Origin of the sequence: uncultured Bacteroides sp. (genome assembly GCF_910585845.1) — a bacterium.
GTDB lineage: Bacteria > Bacteroidota > Bacteroidia > Bacteroidales > Bacteroidaceae > Bacteroides.
The window spans coordinates 27,817-43,583 of record NZ_CAJUHF010000029.1 but is presented as its reverse complement, the minus strand read 5'-3'; the positions used below and the strand labels follow the sequence as shown (position 1 = coordinate 43,583).

At 47.8% G+C, this 15,767-nt stretch carries 15 protein-coding genes; 10 read left to right on the top strand and 5 right to left on the bottom strand.

From position 1 onward, the window contains the following. Nucleotides 1-469: 469 nt before the first annotated feature. The 8 genes from trpB to QZ323_RS09510 all read left to right on the top strand — a co-directional run bounded on the left by trpB (nt 470) and on the right by QZ323_RS09510 (nt 8,308). Entirely contained in the window at nt 470-1,651 is a 1,182-nt protein-coding gene (gene trpB, locus QZ323_RS09545) for a tryptophan synthase subunit beta (protein ID WP_294634407.1), read from the top strand. A gap of 4 nt (nt 1,652-1,655) precedes the next feature. Beyond that, on the top strand, nt 1,656-3,056 hold the full coding sequence (locus tag QZ323_RS09540; protein ID WP_294634406.1) for an anthranilate synthase component I family protein: 1,401 nt from the start codon (nt 1,656-1,658) through the stop codon (nt 3,054-3,056). A gap of 59 nt (nt 3,057-3,115) precedes the next feature. Continuing rightward, nucleotides 3,116-3,730 carry an aminodeoxychorismate/anthranilate synthase component II gene (locus tag QZ323_RS09535; protein ID WP_294634404.1) on the top strand — a complete coding sequence of 205 codons (615 nt, stop codon included), beginning with the start codon at nt 3,116-3,118 and terminating at the stop codon, nt 3,728-3,730. Nucleotides 3,731-3,751: 21 nt separating this feature from the next. Beyond that, nucleotides 3,752-4,747 carry an anthranilate phosphoribosyltransferase gene (trpD, locus tag QZ323_RS09530; protein ID WP_294634403.1) on the top strand — a complete coding sequence of 332 codons (996 nt, stop codon included), beginning with the start codon at nt 3,752-3,754 and terminating at the stop codon, nt 4,745-4,747. Nucleotides 4,748-4,765: 18 nt separating this feature from the next. Next, nucleotides 4,766-5,617, top strand: coding sequence for an indole-3-glycerol phosphate synthase TrpC (gene trpC, locus QZ323_RS09525; RefSeq protein ID WP_294634402.1), 852 nt, complete (start codon nt 4,766-4,768; stop codon nt 5,615-5,617). Between the two features lie 109 nt (nt 5,618-5,726). Continuing rightward, a complete protein-coding gene (locus tag QZ323_RS09520; protein ID WP_294634401.1) occupies nt 5,727-6,359 on the top strand; it encodes a phosphoribosylanthranilate isomerase in 633 nt (210 codons plus the stop codon). A gap of 46 nt (nt 6,360-6,405) precedes the next feature. Beyond that, a complete protein-coding gene (gene trpA, locus QZ323_RS09515; protein WP_294634400.1) occupies nt 6,406-7,179 on the top strand; it encodes a tryptophan synthase subunit alpha in 774 nt (257 codons plus the stop codon). A gap of 91 nt (nt 7,180-7,270) precedes the next feature. Continuing rightward, entirely contained in the window at nt 7,271-8,308 is a 1,038-nt protein-coding gene (locus QZ323_RS09510) for a type I asparaginase (RefSeq protein WP_294634399.1), read from the top strand. 104 nt (nt 8,309-8,412) lie between these two features. Here QZ323_RS09510 and QZ323_RS09505 read toward each other — a convergent pair whose 3' ends face one another. Further along, nucleotides 8,413-9,930, bottom strand: coding sequence for a DUF4301 family protein (locus QZ323_RS09505; protein ID WP_294634397.1), 1,518 nt, complete (start codon nt 9,928-9,930; stop codon nt 8,413-8,415). A 104-nt stretch (nt 9,931-10,034) separates the two neighbouring features. Here QZ323_RS09505 and QZ323_RS09500 point away from each other — a divergent pair, with 104 nt between their 5' ends. Both QZ323_RS09500 and QZ323_RS09495 read left to right on the top strand, forming a co-directional pair. Beyond that, nucleotides 10,035-12,257, top strand: coding sequence for a RelA/SpoT family protein (locus QZ323_RS09500; RefSeq protein WP_294634396.1), 2,223 nt, complete (start codon nt 10,035-10,037; stop codon nt 12,255-12,257). Between the two features lie 17 nt (nt 12,258-12,274). Next, nucleotides 12,275-12,634, top strand: coding sequence for a diacylglycerol kinase family protein (locus tag QZ323_RS09495; RefSeq protein ID WP_294634395.1), 360 nt, complete (start codon nt 12,275-12,277; stop codon nt 12,632-12,634). A 6-nt stretch (nt 12,635-12,640) separates the two neighbouring features. Here QZ323_RS09495 and QZ323_RS09490 read toward each other — a convergent pair whose 3' ends face one another. From QZ323_RS09490 to QZ323_RS09475, 4 genes are all read right to left on the bottom strand, one after another. Continuing rightward, nucleotides 12,641-13,651, bottom strand: coding sequence for an MFS transporter (locus tag QZ323_RS09490; RefSeq protein ID WP_294634394.1), 1,011 nt, complete (start codon nt 13,649-13,651; stop codon nt 12,641-12,643). Then, nucleotides 13,632-14,453, bottom strand: a complete 822-nt coding sequence (panB, locus tag QZ323_RS09485) for a 3-methyl-2-oxobutanoate hydroxymethyltransferase (protein ID WP_294634392.1) — start codon at nt 14,451-14,453, stop codon at nt 13,632-13,634. The genes QZ323_RS09490 and panB overlap by 20 nt, the downstream gene beginning before the upstream one ends. A gap of 81 nt (nt 14,454-14,534) precedes the next feature. Further along, the gene (locus QZ323_RS09480; RefSeq protein ID WP_294634391.1) at nt 14,535-15,182 is read right to left on the bottom strand and encodes an HAD family hydrolase; all 648 of its coding nucleotides are present in this window, start codon (nt 15,180-15,182) and stop codon (nt 14,535-14,537) included. A gap of 302 nt (nt 15,183-15,484) precedes the next feature. Then, nucleotides 15,485-15,727 (bottom strand): hypothetical protein, encoded by a 243-nt coding sequence (locus QZ323_RS09475; protein WP_294634390.1) that lies wholly within the window; start codon nt 15,725-15,727, stop codon nt 15,485-15,487. Nucleotides 15,728-15,767 lie beyond the last annotated feature (40 nt).

The following is a 15,767-nucleotide window of genomic DNA, read 5'->3' as shown; positions in this document are numbered from 1 at the left end:
AACCAAGGAAGCATAGAGTACAAAGTCGTGGACCGGATGGAAGATGAGATTCAAAGGGAATGGAAAGGGGAAAATGGAAAGAGGAAAATGACGAGTTGAGCTTACGAAACTTGAGCCATGAGATATATACATGAAAAAAACATTTTAGAAAAAAAAAGAAAGAAATTCTTTGCTATTTCAAACAAAGTGTTTATTTTTGCCTCGATCAAAAACCAAAAACAAATGAAAACAATGTTCATAAATACATATTGGTGGTGGCGCCCGTTACAACTCCGACAGTCGTAAGGGAGCAGTGCTCGTATGTATATATGTAAATAGGATATAGAATCACAAAGAGCTCTGTCGCAACTTGCGGCAGAGCTCTTTTTTTGTTGCTTCAGAAGAATAACGAAGTATAGATGAATCAGACCCTTCGTTTCTATCCGACAACAAAAAAGCTGGCAATAGAAATCAATTTAAAAACACTATAATTATGAGTTTTTTAGTAAATCATGATGGCTATTACGGAGAATTCGGCGGAGCATACATCCCCGAAATACTCCACAAGTGTGTAGAAGAACTACAAAACACCTACATCGAAGTATTGCAAAGCGAAGACTTCAAACAAGAATTCGACCTCTTGTTGCGTGATTACGTAGGCCGCCCTTCCCCACTCTATTACGCCCGTCGCCTCTCCGAGAGGTATGGTTGCAAACTCTACCTCAAGCGCGAGGACCTGAACCACACCGGTGCCCACAAGATCAACAATACCATAGGACAGGTTCTCTTGGCACGCCGTATGGGCAAGCACCGTATTATCGCCGAAACTGGTGCCGGACAGCATGGTGTGGCAACTGCCACAGTCTGCGCCTTGATGAACATGGAGTGTGTCGTCTACATGGGAAAAACAGACGTAGAACGCCAACGCATCAACGTAGAAAAGATGAAAATGCTTGGTGCTACCGTCATCCCTGTCACTTCGGGCAACATGACCCTGAAGGATGCGACCAATGAGGCCATTCGCGACTGGTGCTGCCACCCTGCCGATACTTATTACATTATAGGTTCCACAGTCGGTCCGCATCCTTATCCGGATATGGTATCCCGCCTGCAATCTGTCATCAGTGAAGAGATAAAAAAGCAACTCATGGAGAAAGAAGGGCGAGACTATCCTGACTATCTCATTGCCTGTGTAGGCGGTGGAAGCAACGCCGCGGGCACCATCTACCATTACATCGATGATCCCCGCGTCCGGATCGTCCTTGCCGAAGCCGGAGGACAAGGAGTAGACACCGGAATGACTGCCGCCACTATTGCCCTCGGAAAGATGGGAATCATCCACGGTGCCCGGACATACGTCATCCAGAATGAAGACGGGCAAATAGAGGAACCCTACTCCATATCCGCCGGTCTGGACTATCCCGGCATCGGTCCCATGCACGCCAATCTGGCCGCACAAAAGCGCGCCCTTGTGCTCGCCGTAAATGACGATGAAGCCGTTCGCGCCGCTTACGAGCTGACGGAACTGGAAGGCATCATACCCGCCTTAGAGAGTGCCCATGCCCTCGGAGCCCTTGAGAAGCTGAATTTCAAGCCCGAAGATATCGTAGTCCTGACTGTCTCCGGACGGGGAGATAAGGATATTGAAACTTACTTAAACTATAACAAATAAAATGATGAATACATACAATTACCAAACCTGTAGCCGTACGCTACTTGGAGATTTACATACCCCTGTGAGCACATACCTCAAAGTGCGTGACATATTTCCGCAAAGTGCACTCATGGAAAGCCCCGATTATCACGGCAGCGAGAACAACCGTTCCTTCATAGGGCTTTGCCCGCTGGCAAGCGTCAGCATCGAGCACGGAACTGCCATATTCCGTTTCCCCGACAGCACTCGTGAGACGCATCCCATCACACAGGAATACTGCGTAGAGAATGCCCTGGAAGATTTCCTCAACCGTTTTCACGTCGAAGGGGAATATGCCAACTATTGCGGACTTTACGGTTATACATCTTTCAATGCCGTACACTACTTCGAAGACATCCCGGTGAAGGATAGCCGCGAGAGTACCAACGATGCCCCGGACATGCTTTACATTCTTTACAGGTATCTTATCGTCTTCAATGACTTCAAGAACGAAATGATGCTTCTCGAGATACATACTCCCGACAAAGAAAGTGAGTTGGACGTCATACAAAAAGCGATCCACGGGCAAAACTACGCAACGTATAATTTCCACTCCATCGGCGAGACCACTTCTTCGCTGACCGATGAAGAGCACAAGGCAAACATTCGCCAAGGAATTGCCCACTGCCTGCGGGGAGATGTTTTCCAGATCGTCCTTTCCCGCCGTTTCGAACAGCGTTTTGAAGGAGATGATTTCAAACTCTACCGTGCCCTGCGCAGCATAAACCCCTCTCCTTACCTGTTCTACTTTGACTTCGGCGGTTTCCGCATTTTCGGTTCATCGCCTGAAACCCATTGCCGCATCGAAGACCGTCATGTCTACATCGACCCCATTGCCGGAACCACTAAACGTACCGGAGATCCGGAATCGGACAAAAGAAATGCACAATACTTGCACAATGATCCCAAGGAGAATGCCGAACATGTCATGCTTGTGGATCTTGCCCGCAACGACCTTTCACGCAATTGCCAACAGGTAAAAGTAGATTTCTACAAAGAGACGCAATACTACAGCCATGTCATCCACCTAGTCAGCCGTGTCAGCGGTACACTGGACGACGGTGCCAGCCCCATCAAGGCTTTCATCGACACCTTCCCTGCCGGCACTCTAAGTGGTGCGCCTAAAGTTCGCGCCATGCAACTCATCAGCGAACTGGAACCGCACAACCGAGGTGCATACGGAGGATGTATCGGATTCATCGGACTGAACGGTTCACAGAATCAGGCCATCACCATACGTACATTTGTCAGCCGTAATGGAATACTTTGGTTTCAAGCCGGCGGTGGCATCGTGGCCAAGAGTGACGAGGAGTATGAACTGCAAGAGGTCAACAATAAATTGGGTGCATTGAAAAAAGCTATCCAAATGGCAGAGAGAATGTAAAGCAAGTTCAAGAACTTGCGAAACTTGAATAAATATATACTTTAAAACTGATAAACCAAATGATTGTAATTATAGACAACTACGACTCTTTCACTTACAACCTTGCCCATTCAGTGAAAGAACTTGGCGCAGAAACCGATGTTTTGCGTAACGATTGCTTCGACATCAAAGAGCTTGAAAGATACGACAAGATCATACTCTCCCCCGGTCCTGGCACTCCCGATGAAGCAGGATTGCTGCTTGACGTTATCCGTACCTATGCCGGACGCAAATCCATCCTTGGAGTTTGTCTTGGAGAACAGGCTATTGGTCAAGTCTTCGGTGGCAAACTGACCAACTTGGACGAGGTTTTTCACGGGATACAGACCCAAATACGAATCGGTAACGATGAATTGCCGGACGGCAAGCCCGTATCCAATAAGCAACAGTTATCCCTCGCTTCCGATTATCTCTTCTCCGGGCTTCCTTCGGAGATTCTTGTCGGCCGCTATCACTCCTGGGTAGTAGATACTGAGGATTTCCCGGAAGAACTTGCCATCACTGCCCTCAGTCCGGAAGGTCAGATTATGGCACTGAAACACCGCACGTTCGACATCCACGGTATTCAGTTTCATCCGGAGTCGATATTGACACCTGACGGAAAAACAATCTTAAGGAACTGGATTGCTAAATAATAAGAAGCTAATTAGAAAAATATGAAAGATATATTAACCCGTCTCTTCAATCATGAAGAACTTACTTCGGAAGAGACCAAAGAAATTCTTCTGAATATCACCCGGGAAAAATACCCGGAAGCTCAGATTGCCGCATTACTGACCGCATTCCAGATGCGTACGATCACCGTAGACGAACTAATCGGTTTTCGCGAAGCCCTTATGGAAACGCGCATACCGATTGATTTCTCACCTTATCGTCCCATTGATATTGTCGGCACGGGCGGCGACGGAAAGAATACGTTCAACATCTCTACTTGTGCTTGTTTTGTCGTGGCAGGAGCCGGATACAAGGTAGCCAAACATGGCAACTATGGAGCCACTTCCATCAGCGGAGCCAGCAACGTCATCGAACAACACGGTATCCGTTTCACCAACAATCCGGACAAGTTGAAGCGCAACATGGAAGAATGTAACATCGCCTACCTGCATGCCCAATTGTTCAATCCGGCAATGAAGTTCGTCGGTCCTGTACGCAAAGCCTTAGGAGTACGCACTCTATTCAATCTGCTTGGTCCGCTCGTCAATCCCAGTAAACCTGCATATCAGTTGTTGGGGGTTGCAGACCTTGCCCAAATGCGCCTTTACACCAATATTTTCTATAAATTAGGTATTGACTTTGCAGTAGTCAACAGTTTAGACAGCTATGACGAAATCTCCCTCACCGATGAATTTAAAGTCATGACGCGCAATTATGAGCGCATCTACTGTCCGCAAGATCTCGGCTTTAGTGAGATCCGTCCCGAAGAACTCTTCGGCGGAACCAGCAAAGAGGATGCAACCCGCATCTTCGACAACATCCTTCACAATTGCGCCACTCCCTCACAGACGCAATGCGTCATCGTCAATGCCGCCTTTGCCATACAGGTCATGGAACCGGAGAAAAATATAGAAGAATGTATCGCTATCGCCCATGAATCATTGGTAAGCGGACAGGCTCTGAAGGCTTTAAAGAGGTTCATAGAAATCAACCGATAAACAACAGACAGGAAGACAATGAAAGATATTTTATCCGAAATCATCGCCCACAAGCAGATTGAAATAGCCCAGCAGAAGCAGGTTGTCTCTATCGAGCATTTGCAAAAGACAGTCGACGCCATGATGCAAGAAGAGGCAGACGCCCAGCCCACAGACCGTGTCCAGCACCGTAGCATGAAACGGGCCTTGGCAACCTCCGCATCCGGCATCATTGCCGAGTTCAAACGCCGTTCACCCTCCAAAGGTTGGATTAAACAGGAGGCACAAGCCCACCTCATTCCGCCAGCATACGAAGCTGCCGGAGCTGCCGCCCTCTCCATCCTGACGGATGAGATGTTCTTTAGTGGTACCCTGCGAGATATCCGTACCGCACGTCCCCTTGTCAACCTTCCCATTCTGCGCAAAGATTTCATCATCGATGAATACCAACTGATGCAGGCACGTATCGTGGGGGCTGATGCGGTACTCCTCATTGCCGCCTGCCTCACTCCCGACAGATGCCATGAACTCACCCTGCAGGCGCATGAACTGGGATTGGAAGTCTTGCTTGAGTTGCACACCCCATCCGAGTTTTCCCATATATGCAAAGAGACAGACATGATAGGCATCAATAACCGGAACCTGGGTAGTTTTGTCACTCACGTAGAAAACTCTTTCCGCATTGCAGAACAATTGAAAGAGACCATTGCCCAAATCAATTTCGAGACGGCACCGGTACTTGTTTCAGAAAGTGGGATCTCCAGTTCTGAAACAATCCGGGAACTACGTTCCACAGGATTCCAAGGTTTTCTGATAGGAGAAACGTTCATGCGTACTGAAAATCCAGGAAATGCTTTGAAGGAAGTTATTGAGGGAAGTATCGGCTTTTAACTCCTAACGGAGTGAAGCGAAGTGATAACTCCCTTTAACTCCCGATAACTCCTTCTCCCCAAAATAACTCCTTCAAAAAATAACATTACTAATCTCTAAATACAACCTTATGAACATGATCGTCAAAGTATGCGGAATGACTGAAGCGGACAATATCCGTCAGGTAGACGTTTTAGGAGTGAACCTGATCGGTTTCATCTTCTATCCAAAGTCTCCCAGATACCTATATCAGATTCCCCGATATCTGCCTATCCTCGCCAAGCGTGTCGGTGTATTTGTCAACGAGAGCAAAGAGAATGTCCTGATGTATGCCGACCGTTTCGGGTTGGACTATATCCAGTTGCACGGCAATGAATCTCCCAAATACTGCCGCTCTCTCCATTCGTATGGTTTCCGGATAATCAAGGCTTTTTCCATAGCGTTCCCCAAAGACCTCCTTGTCACTTCCGATTACGAAGGTTTTTGCGATTACTATCTGTTCGATACCCCTACCACTCGTTATGGTGGTTCCGGACAACAATTCGACTGGAGCTTGCTGCAACATTACAATGGAGCTACGCCTTTCCTACTTAGCGGAGGCATCAATTCCTACAGCGCCAAAGCATTGAAGGAGTTCCACCATCCCCGTATGGCAGGCATCGACATCAACAGTCGTTTTGAAACGTCGCCAGGTATCAAAGATGCTGAACGAATAGAACGTTTCTTGAGAGAACTTGACTTCTCTCCATCAAACCAACTTTAATATGAATCGAGTTTCTTGCAAGTTCAACCTAAATAAATTATCAAATATGAATCGTATAAACAATCTTTTCCAGAACAACCCCAAGAATCTGCTGTCCATTTACTTCTGTGCCGGTTGCCCTACCCTGAACGACACCACCAATGTAATAAGTACCCTCGAACGTAATGGCGTCCACATGATCGAAATCGGCATTCCATTCAGTGACCCGATGGCCGACGGAGTTGTCATCCAAAACGCAGCAACCCAGGCTCTTCGCAACGGCATGTCTTTACGCCTGCTTTTCGAACAGTTGCGGGAGATCCGTAACCATGTGCATATTCCGCTCATCCTCATGGGATACCTTAATCCTATCATGCAATTCGGTTTTGAACCGTTCTGCCAGAAATGTGCAGAATGTGGCATCGACGGTATCATCATCCCCGATCTGCCTTTCAAAGATTATATGGAGAGCTACAAGTCCATCGCCGACCGTTATGACATCCGGATCGTCATGCTGATCACTCCCGAAACCAGTGAAGCACGTATCCGTGAGATTGACGCACACACCAACGGATTCATTTATATGGTGTCCAGTGCCGCCACTACCGGGATGCAGAAGGACTTTGATGCACAGAAGCAAGCCTATTTCAAGAAAATACAGGATATGCATCTACACAATCCTTGCATGGTCGGATTCGGTATCCATAACAAACAAACCTTCGATGCTGCCTGTGCCCATTCATCGGGCGCCATCATCGGCAGCCGCTTCGTCAGCCTGCTGAATGAGTGTGAAGGAGATGCGGAAAAAGCGATCGGGTTACTGAAAGAAGGATTGAAATAAAATTGGAGAACACTTTCTTCGACATACCGATAAGAAATTCACCGTTTTTATCTACATTTGTACCGGAAATAATCAAATTACGATTATGTTTATGAGAAACGACTACCCATCCGTATTACTGATTTACACTGGTGGAACCATCGGTATGATAGAAAATCCCGAGACCGGTGCGCTTGAAAATTTCAATTTCGACCATCTTCTCAAGCATGTACCCGAATTGAAACGTTTCAATTACCGCATCTCTTCCTACCAGTTCGATCCTCCTATCGATTCTTCCGACATGGAACCCTCTATGTGGGCAAAAATCGTTAAGATCATCAACTACAATTACGATTATTTTGACGGTTTTGTCATCCTTCATGGAACCGATACAATGTCCTATACAGCTTCTGCTCTGAGTTTCATGCTCGAAAATCTGGCAAAGCCCGTGATCCTTACCGGTTCTCAACTTCCTATCGGTACCCTGCGGACCGATGGGAAAGAAAATCTGATCACTGCCATCGAAATTGCAGCAGCAAAAAATCCGGATGGCACTCCCGTAGTCCCCGAAGTGTGCATCTTCTTTGAAAATGAGCTTATGCGCGGCAACCGGACTACCAAAATCAATGCCGAGAACTTCAACGCATTCCGCTCTTATAACTACCCTTCGCTGGCACATGCAGGTATACATATCAAGTATGATGAGCATATCATCCGTCGCCCTGACCCGACGCGTCCGATGAAGCCTCACTACCTGTTTGACACCAATGTTGTCATGCTTACCCTTTTTCCCGGTATCCAGGAGAGCATCATCAATTCGGTTCTTCACGTCCCCGGGCTGAAGGCTGTCGTGCTCAAGACCTTCGGTTCTGGCAATGCTCCTCAAAAAGACTGGTTCATCCGCCAGTTGAAAGAGGCTACCGAACGTGGTATTATCATTGTGAATATTACACAATGTCAGCGTGGGGTGGTCGAAATGGGACGTTACGAAACCGGCTTGCAGCTTCTCCAAGCAGGTGTCATCAGTGGTTATGACAGTACCCCCGAATCCGCAGTAACCAAACTCATGTTTCTCCTTGGGCATGGTCTTAGCCAAGCAGAAATCCGTTACTGCATGAATTCCAATCTTGCAGGGGAGATTACGAAATGAAAGACTGATAAAAGGAAGCGCCGTGAAATAAGATAAAAAAAGGTTGTGCCAAATATAATGCTGGCACAACCTTTTTTATCTTTAATAACCGAACGGCGTTCTGATTATTGATGCTGTTCCCTCAAGAGATCATTCACCGTCTTCACCGGATTGAATGTGCTCAGAGGAACCTCTACGAATACGGTATTCCAATCGCTCATGGCTCCGTTCCACAATCCCGGAAGTTCGAGGGCTTTGAGCTCCTTGCCGTTCTTCGACTTATAAGAAATGAAACCGGTAGCTTTGTCTACAAAGTCAACCAGATTGAACTTATTCCCCTTATAGTCGCGTACGGCACAAACCAGATCCACAGGATTGAAGTGAGTGCCTTTTTCGAACATCTCTTTCTTCTCCGGATCATTCATGTCAATCTGAGAACTTTCCAGAATCTGCAAAGAGATGGTTCCGTCACTGTTATAAGCAAGGAACGGACCTCCACCCGGTTCGCCGACGTTCTTCACCATACCACATACACGCATCGGACGGTTCAACTTCTCTTTCAGATAAAGCACCAGTTCGGCATCTTCCAGGTTCTTCGTCTCAGGATTCTTACAGAACAGATTCTTCTGCAAGAACTGCAAGATCTCAATCACTTGCTCGTGAGTATACCGTCCGCTATCCAGCAGTTCCAGATAAGAAAATGCTTTCTGTTGCAAGGAAACCAGAACTCCGGCAATCAGTTTCTTGTATAATACGGTATCCCCCTTCAACTTGTCGGGCACCACATTGTCGATATTCTTAATAAAGATGACGTCTGCATCAAGATCATTCAAATTCTCAATCAATGCGCCATGACCACCCGGACGGAACAGCAACTTGCCATTGTCGCGGAAAGGCTTGTTATCCATATCGGCAGCAACCGTATCTGTACTGGTTTTCTGCTCTGAGAAAGTGACATGATAATCCACTCCATATTTCTTGGCATAAACGGCTGCCTTGTCCGCCACCAAAGTCTCGAACAAAGGACGATGTTCGGGAGAAACGGTGAAATGCACGTTTACTTTTCCATTCTTGTTGGCGGCATAGAGTGCACCTTCCACCAAATGTTCTTCCAGCGGCGTACGGTTTCCGTCTTCATACTTATGGAACTTCAGTAATCCTTTAGGCAAGGCACCGTAATTGAGTCCTGCCGATTCGAGCAGAGCAGCTACCACAGCCTTGTAGTTGCCATCGGCCACCAAAGCGGGAATATCCTTGCCGTTTATTTTCTCGCAAGCTGCGTTCAGGTCATCATAAAAAGCAAAATTCTCTATTTGCTCGAAAAATGTCTTCTCAAACTTTGTTTCCGGTGCATCATAGTCGGCTCCAAGAAATTCAAACATATTCTTGAACATACGGCTTGCCGCACCCGATGCCGGCACAAACTTCACTACTACTTTATCTGTCTGCGTATATGCATCCCATGCATCGAGGTACAGTTTCTGTTCGTTGGTGGCAGGTGCCAAAATACCTTTTTCTATAGAAGCAGCGGCAGCCAGCTTCAAATACGGGAAACCTTTCTCAAAACAGGCCAACTGCTCGGCAATCTGTTCTTCTGAAATACCTTTCTGAGTTAATAACTCTTTGTCTTGCGGTGTTATCATACTATTTTAATTTATAAATTGACTGCCAAAAGTACAAAAAAACTATAAGCCTTATCAAGAAAAAGAAGAAAAAAACTACCTTTGGGCAACAAAAATGGACGAATATGGAAAGAGATGAATTTTTTACTGCTGAAGAGAAGGTCTTGCTCTTCTCGCTCTATAGAAAATTATTGCAGTTGACTGGAGAGACTTTGCAGAAAGGGGATTGCAGGAAACTGAAAACACATCTTGTCAACTCAATAAAGAACAACCGCATCCAACGGGACACTTTCGGACTGAATCCGCTGATCAAGGATATGCAGACCGCAGTTATCGTTGCCGAAGAAATCGGTATGAGAAGGGCATCCATTTTGGGTATCATGCTGCACGAGAGTGTGAAAAACGGTGTTTATACGACCGAAGAGGTACAAAACTCTTTCGGAGAAGACGTAGCCGGCATTATCCGCGGACTGATACGCGTCAATGAGCTTTATTCCAAAAGCCCAACCATCGAATCGGAGAACTTCCGCAACTTGCTGCTTTCATTTGCAGAAGACATGCGCGTCATCCTGATCATGATTGCCGACCGCGTCAACATCATGCGGCAGATAAAGAACAGTCCCAACGATGAAGCACGTCGGCAGGTGGCCAACGAAGCCGCTTACCTCTACGCTCCCCTTGCCCACAAGTTGGGTTTGTATAAACTGAAATCGGAACTGGAAGACTTGTCGCTGAAATATACGGAAAAGGAAGTTTACTATCACATCAAGGATAAACTGAACGAAACAAAAGCCTCACGCGACAAGTACATAGCCGCCTTCATCGCCCCGATGCAGAAGAAGCTGGAAGAGGCGGGACTGCACTTCCACATCAAGGGACGCACGAAGTCCATCCATTCCATCTATCAAAAGATGAAGAAGCAGAAATGCCCGTTCGAGGGGGTATATGACTTATTTGCCATCCGTATCATTCTGGATTCACCATTGGAGAAAGAGAAACAGGAATGCTGGCAGGTGTACTCCATCGTGACCGATATGTACCAGCCTAATCCTAAGCGGTTGCGTGACTGGCTGTCCGTACCGAAAAGCAACGGGTACGAATCGTTGCACATCACCGTGATGGGGCCTGAGGGAAAATGGGTAGAGGTACAGATACGTACCGAACGCATGGACGACATAGCCGAACGTGGTCTTGCCGCCCACTGGCGCTACAAAGGCGTGAAAGGAGAAAGCGGACTGGATGAATGGTTGACTTCCGTGCGTGAAGCTTTGGAAAACTCGGACAGCAACGGGCTGGAGGCAATGGACCAGTTCAAGCTGGACCTGTATGAGGATGAAGTATTCGTGTTCACTCCGAAGGGCGACCTCTTCAAACTGGGAAAAGGAGCTACGGTACTTGATTTTGCTTTCCACATCCACAGCAAACTGGGATGCAAGTGTATCGGTGCCAAAGTGAACGGCAGGAACGCGCAGTTACGGCAGGTGCTGAACAGCGGAGACCAGGTGGAAATAATGACCTCGAACACGCAGACTCCGAAACAAGGCTGGCTGAACATCGTGACCACCTCGAAAGCACGTACCAAGATCCGTCAGGCACTGAAAGAAATGGCCGCCCGTCAGCATGCCTTCGCCAAGGAGACAATAGAGAGGAAATTCAAGAACCGGAAAATAGAATATGACGAGGCCGTAATGATGCGGTTGATCAAGCGTCTCGGTTTCAAGACCGTGACGGATTTCTACCAAAGCATTGCGGACGAGACGCTGGATGCGAACGAAATCATAGACAAATACCTGGAGCAACAAAAACGGGAGAATGATGTGCGGGAAGAGATCACGTACCGCAGCGCCGAGGAGTATAATCTGCCCCCGACACCGAACGATGAAATCACCCGTTCGAAGGAAGATGTGCTGGTGATTGACCAGAACCTGAAAGGACTCGACTTCAAGCTGGCACGTTGCTGTAGCCCGATCTATGGAGATGATGTATTCGGTTTCGTATCCGTGACGGGAGGAATAAAGATACACCGCAGCGATTGCCCCAATGCCACACAGTTGCGTGAGCGGTTCGGTTATCGGATTGTAAAAGCACGTTGGGCAGGGAAATCACAGGGTACGCAATATCCGATCACTCTCCGCGTCGTAGGGCATGATGATATCGGCATCGTAACCAACATTACTTCCATCATTTCAAAGGAAAACGATATCACTCTCCGCTCCATTGGCATCGACTCGCACGATGGTCTGTTCTCCGGAATGCTGACCATCATGGTGGGCGACACGGGAAAGTTGGAGGCACTGATCAAGAAACTGCGAACGGTGAAAGGAGTAAAGCAGGTTTCAAGAAACTGAATACATTATAGAGGTATATGAGATACGATTTCATGAAGCAAGTCCGCAGTTTCGGGTATGCCTGGAAAGGCATCCGTCAGTGCATAGGTAAAGAGCAGAATCTGAGTTTTCACCTCATTGTCACGGTGGTAGTGGTAGCCGCAGGTTTTTTCTTCGGCATCACTCGTACGGAGTGGATGATTGTGGTGCTTTGTATCGGTGTGGTCATTGCGGCAGAGTTATTCAATACGGCGATTGAGAGGTTGGTGGATCTGGTGTCGCCGGAACGGCATCCCATTGCCGGCTTTGTGAAAGATGTTGCCGCCGGAGCAGTACTGCTATGTGCTGTTGCAGCGGCAATTGTCGGGGGGATTATTTTTCTGCCTTATTTGGTTTGAGAGGATTCATCTGACTCTTTTCCTCTTATAATAAGGATACGTCAGCAGAAAGTAGAAAAGCAGGGAGACGGAAGCGATTATGCCGATAATCTTATAGATAAAATGGCAATCCAGATCAAAATCAAGCTGGCTGATGCTGCCATCCGACAATAGGCAACAGACTGCAAGCCCCATAAGCAGACCGGCATCCATGAACAGATGGCACGTCGTATTTGCCGTTCCCCGCTGGCAATGATGCGACAACTTCACAAATATCTTTGTAAAAGGAACCGTAACCGCAACCAATACCGCCAGAAAGAACAATGCGCCATAACGCCCCTGCTCCATCAAAGGCAGCGCCACGCCGGGAAGAAAAGCAACCAGCAGCAAATTAAGGGCAGGAACCCAGCCTCGCAACAGCAAGAAACGGTCAAGATTGCAGAGGCTCACTCCTATCGGTGCACGAAAAGCCACATAGACACGCAAGGAGAGCAACAGGCTGCACAGACCGCACAACACGGCAAAATAGGCAACCATGCTGAAGCCCTCGAAACGATACAACCAAACGCCCAATCCCGCTCCCACCAGCATGCCCAGACGTGCCGCGAAAGCATACACCATATTTCCGGAACTACGGCGGGCAGAGGTCGTTATGTCGATGGCTACCGTTATACCTGCCGTCGTGGCCAATCCGAATGAGGCTCCCTGCACGGCGGCAAGCAGCAACAACTTCGGATAAGCATCGACAAAGAGATAGCCTAACGTTGTGCCCAGCATGACGAGCGTAGAATAGGCAAGCACATGCTTCCGTTTATACTCATCTCCCAAATAGGCATGGAAAGGCCCCACAAGGAACATCGCCGCCACGAAAAACAGGAACATCTCCCCCACCTGCCCGGCAGATACGCCCAAACGCTGCACCATCACCGAAGGAAGGAACGGAAACAGCGAATACACGGATGCAAAAAGCAGGAAGTTGGCAAAGCACATCCGCAAGAAGCCCAATGACCAAAGATGATCAGTATTGTTCTTTCTCATTCGGGAAATCTAAGTTCTTCACATCGGAAACATAATGACTGATCGCATCAGTCATCACCGTATGCAAGTCGGCATAACGGCGCAGGAAACGAGGACGGAAACCATTGTTCATACCCAGCATGTCCTGCACCACCAGAACCTGGCCGTCCACTCCGCCGCCGGCACCGATACCGATGATGGGGATAGTCAGTTCACTTGCCACGCGTTCGGCCAAAGCCGCAGGTATTTTCTCCAGCACAAGGGCGAAGCAACCGGCTTCTTCCAGCAAGTGGGCGTCGCGTATCAGTTTTTCGGCTTCCGCATCGTCTTTGGCACGCACGGTATATGTGCCGTATTTATTGATAGACTGCGGCATCAGTCCAAGATGTCCCATAATAGGGATTCCGGCACTGAGAATGCGCTTCACCGTGCCGATGATCTCTTCACCGCCTTCCAGTTTCAAGGCGTCGGCATGACTTTCCTTCATAATACGGATGGCGGAAGCAAGGCCTTCCAGTTCGTTGCCCTGATAAGAGCCGAAGGGCATATCGACCACCACCATGGCACGCTTCACACCACGAACCACGGACTTGGCATGATAGATCATCTGGTCGAGGGTGATGGGAAGCGTAGTGACGTTACCTGCCATCACGTTACTGGCGGAATCACCAACAAGAATCACATCCACACCCGCACCGTCCACAATCTGTGCCATAGTGTAATCGTAGGATGTCAACATGGATATTTTCTCGCCTCTCTGCTTCATCTCTATCAGGCGATGGGTAGTCACTTTGCGGGTATCATCAGAAATATAACCAGCCATATCGTTTTAAGTTTTTAAGTTCTTTAGTTTTTAAGTTTTAATCTGTGGTGAAAATCGCTGCAAAGGTATAACTTTTTCCCTTTACTTATACAATCCGACTAATTTATCGTAGGTGAAGCCCTCAAAGTCATTCAAGACATGATGGCACAGCGGGGCTATTTCGGGGCGCGGGTTAGTAGTTGCCAGTCCTACCACCGTGGCTCCGGAAGCCATGCCTGCTTTCAAGCCATTGAAGGAGTCTTCGAAGACGTAAGTTGTTTCCGGCGTGGTGCCGAACACCTTCATTCCGAGAAGAAAACAATCGGGGGCGGGCTTGGAAGCGGTGAACATTTCTGCTGTAAGAATGTGGTCGAACATGGTTCTGATCTCCGGCTTGGCACGGTAGACTACTTCCATTTTCTTATCGTTGGAACTGGTGACTACAGCTACCCGGACATGGTTGCGGCGAAGGTCGGACACGAAGGCTTCTACGCCCGGAATGAAATCGAAAGACATTTCCCGTTCGAAACGGTCAAGTGCGATGGTAATTTCCTGCTGTTCTTTGTCCATACCGGAGAAAAAGGTATCATAAATATACACCAGGGTTTGTCCCTTTATACGCTTCTCCAGATCTTCCATACCCAAGTAATCCACTCCCATCTTATGCCAGAAGACGCTATACTGCGTCTCTGTGTCGACCACGACGCCATCGAAGTCGAAAAGAGCGGCCATGCTTTTTGTTTCAGCCATATAAACTTTCTTTTACCTTATAATACTAATACCTTATGAATTGCGCTGCAAAGGTCTGAATAATACTTGAACCGAGCAAATATTTCGCAATTTTGCTGCAAAATAGAGAGACAAGACGGATTACCGTCCCTCATAGGTAGTCTGTCCGTTTCTGCTTCACGAGACGAATAATTTCGTCCCGTGAGATGATTTTTTTCAGCTCACGGGACGATTTTTTTTGCCTCATGAGACGAAATTATTCGTCTCGTGAGACAAACAGAGCAGTCTGTATTCTTGGATTTTTCCTTCCTGAGAGGAAGAGTTTATTCACTCTTGATGCTCAACACAGGATTCTCGTTGGCTATGCGCCATGCCTTGAGGACGACCAACAAGACGATAAGCGCCAACAAGACCAGTGCCAGCAGGAGAAACCATACGGGCGATGGCGACACACTATCGGCAAACTGTTCCAACCAGACTCCGGAAACGTACCAGGCGAATCCCGTACCGATAACCACCGCCCCGACAGCCACCTTCAAGATATCCACCGACAGTAGCCTGAGCACGGAGGGTGCTTCCGCCCCGTTTACCTTACGGATGGCAATC

Excerpts from the sequence above, each read along its gene's own strand:
- QZ323_RS09535 (WP_294634404.1), top strand. The coding sequence starts at position 3,116 with ATGATTGTAATTATAGACAACTACGACTCTTTCACTTACAACCTTGCC.
- QZ323_RS09495 (WP_294634395.1), top strand. The coding sequence starts at position 12,275 with ATGAGATACGATTTCATGAAGCAAGTCCGCAGTTTCGGGTATGCCTGG.
- trpC (WP_294634402.1), top strand. The coding sequence starts at position 4,766 with ATGAAAGATATTTTATCCGAAATCATCGCCCACAAGCAGATTGAAATA.
- QZ323_RS09480 (WP_294634391.1), bottom strand. The coding sequence starts at position 15,182 with ATGGCTGAAACAAAAAGCATGGCCGCTCTTTTCGACTTCGATGGCGTC.
- QZ323_RS09505 (WP_294634397.1), bottom strand. The coding sequence starts at position 9,930 with ATGATAACACCGCAAGACAAAGAGTTATTAACTCAGAAAGGTATTTCA.
- trpA (WP_294634400.1), top strand. The coding sequence starts at position 6,406 with ATGAATCGTATAAACAATCTTTTCCAGAACAACCCCAAGAATCTGCTG.
- QZ323_RS09510 (WP_294634399.1), top strand. The coding sequence starts at position 7,271 with ATGAGAAACGACTACCCATCCGTATTACTGATTTACACTGGTGGAACC.
- panB (WP_294634392.1), bottom strand. The coding sequence starts at position 14,453 with ATGGCTGGTTATATTTCTGATGATACCCGCAAAGTGACTACCCATCGC.
- QZ323_RS09520 (WP_294634401.1), top strand. The coding sequence starts at position 5,727 with ATGAACATGATCGTCAAAGTATGCGGAATGACTGAAGCGGACAATATC.
- trpD (WP_294634403.1), top strand. The coding sequence starts at position 3,752 with ATGAAAGATATATTAACCCGTCTCTTCAATCATGAAGAACTTACTTCG.
- QZ323_RS09540 (WP_294634406.1), top strand. The coding sequence starts at position 1,656 with ATGAATACATACAATTACCAAACCTGTAGCCGTACGCTACTTGGAGAT.
- QZ323_RS09500 (WP_294634396.1), top strand. The coding sequence starts at position 10,035 with ATGGAAAGAGATGAATTTTTTACTGCTGAAGAGAAGGTCTTGCTCTTC.
- QZ323_RS09490 (WP_294634394.1), bottom strand. The coding sequence starts at position 13,651 with ATGAGAAAGAACAATACTGATCATCTTTGGTCATTGGGCTTCTTGCGG.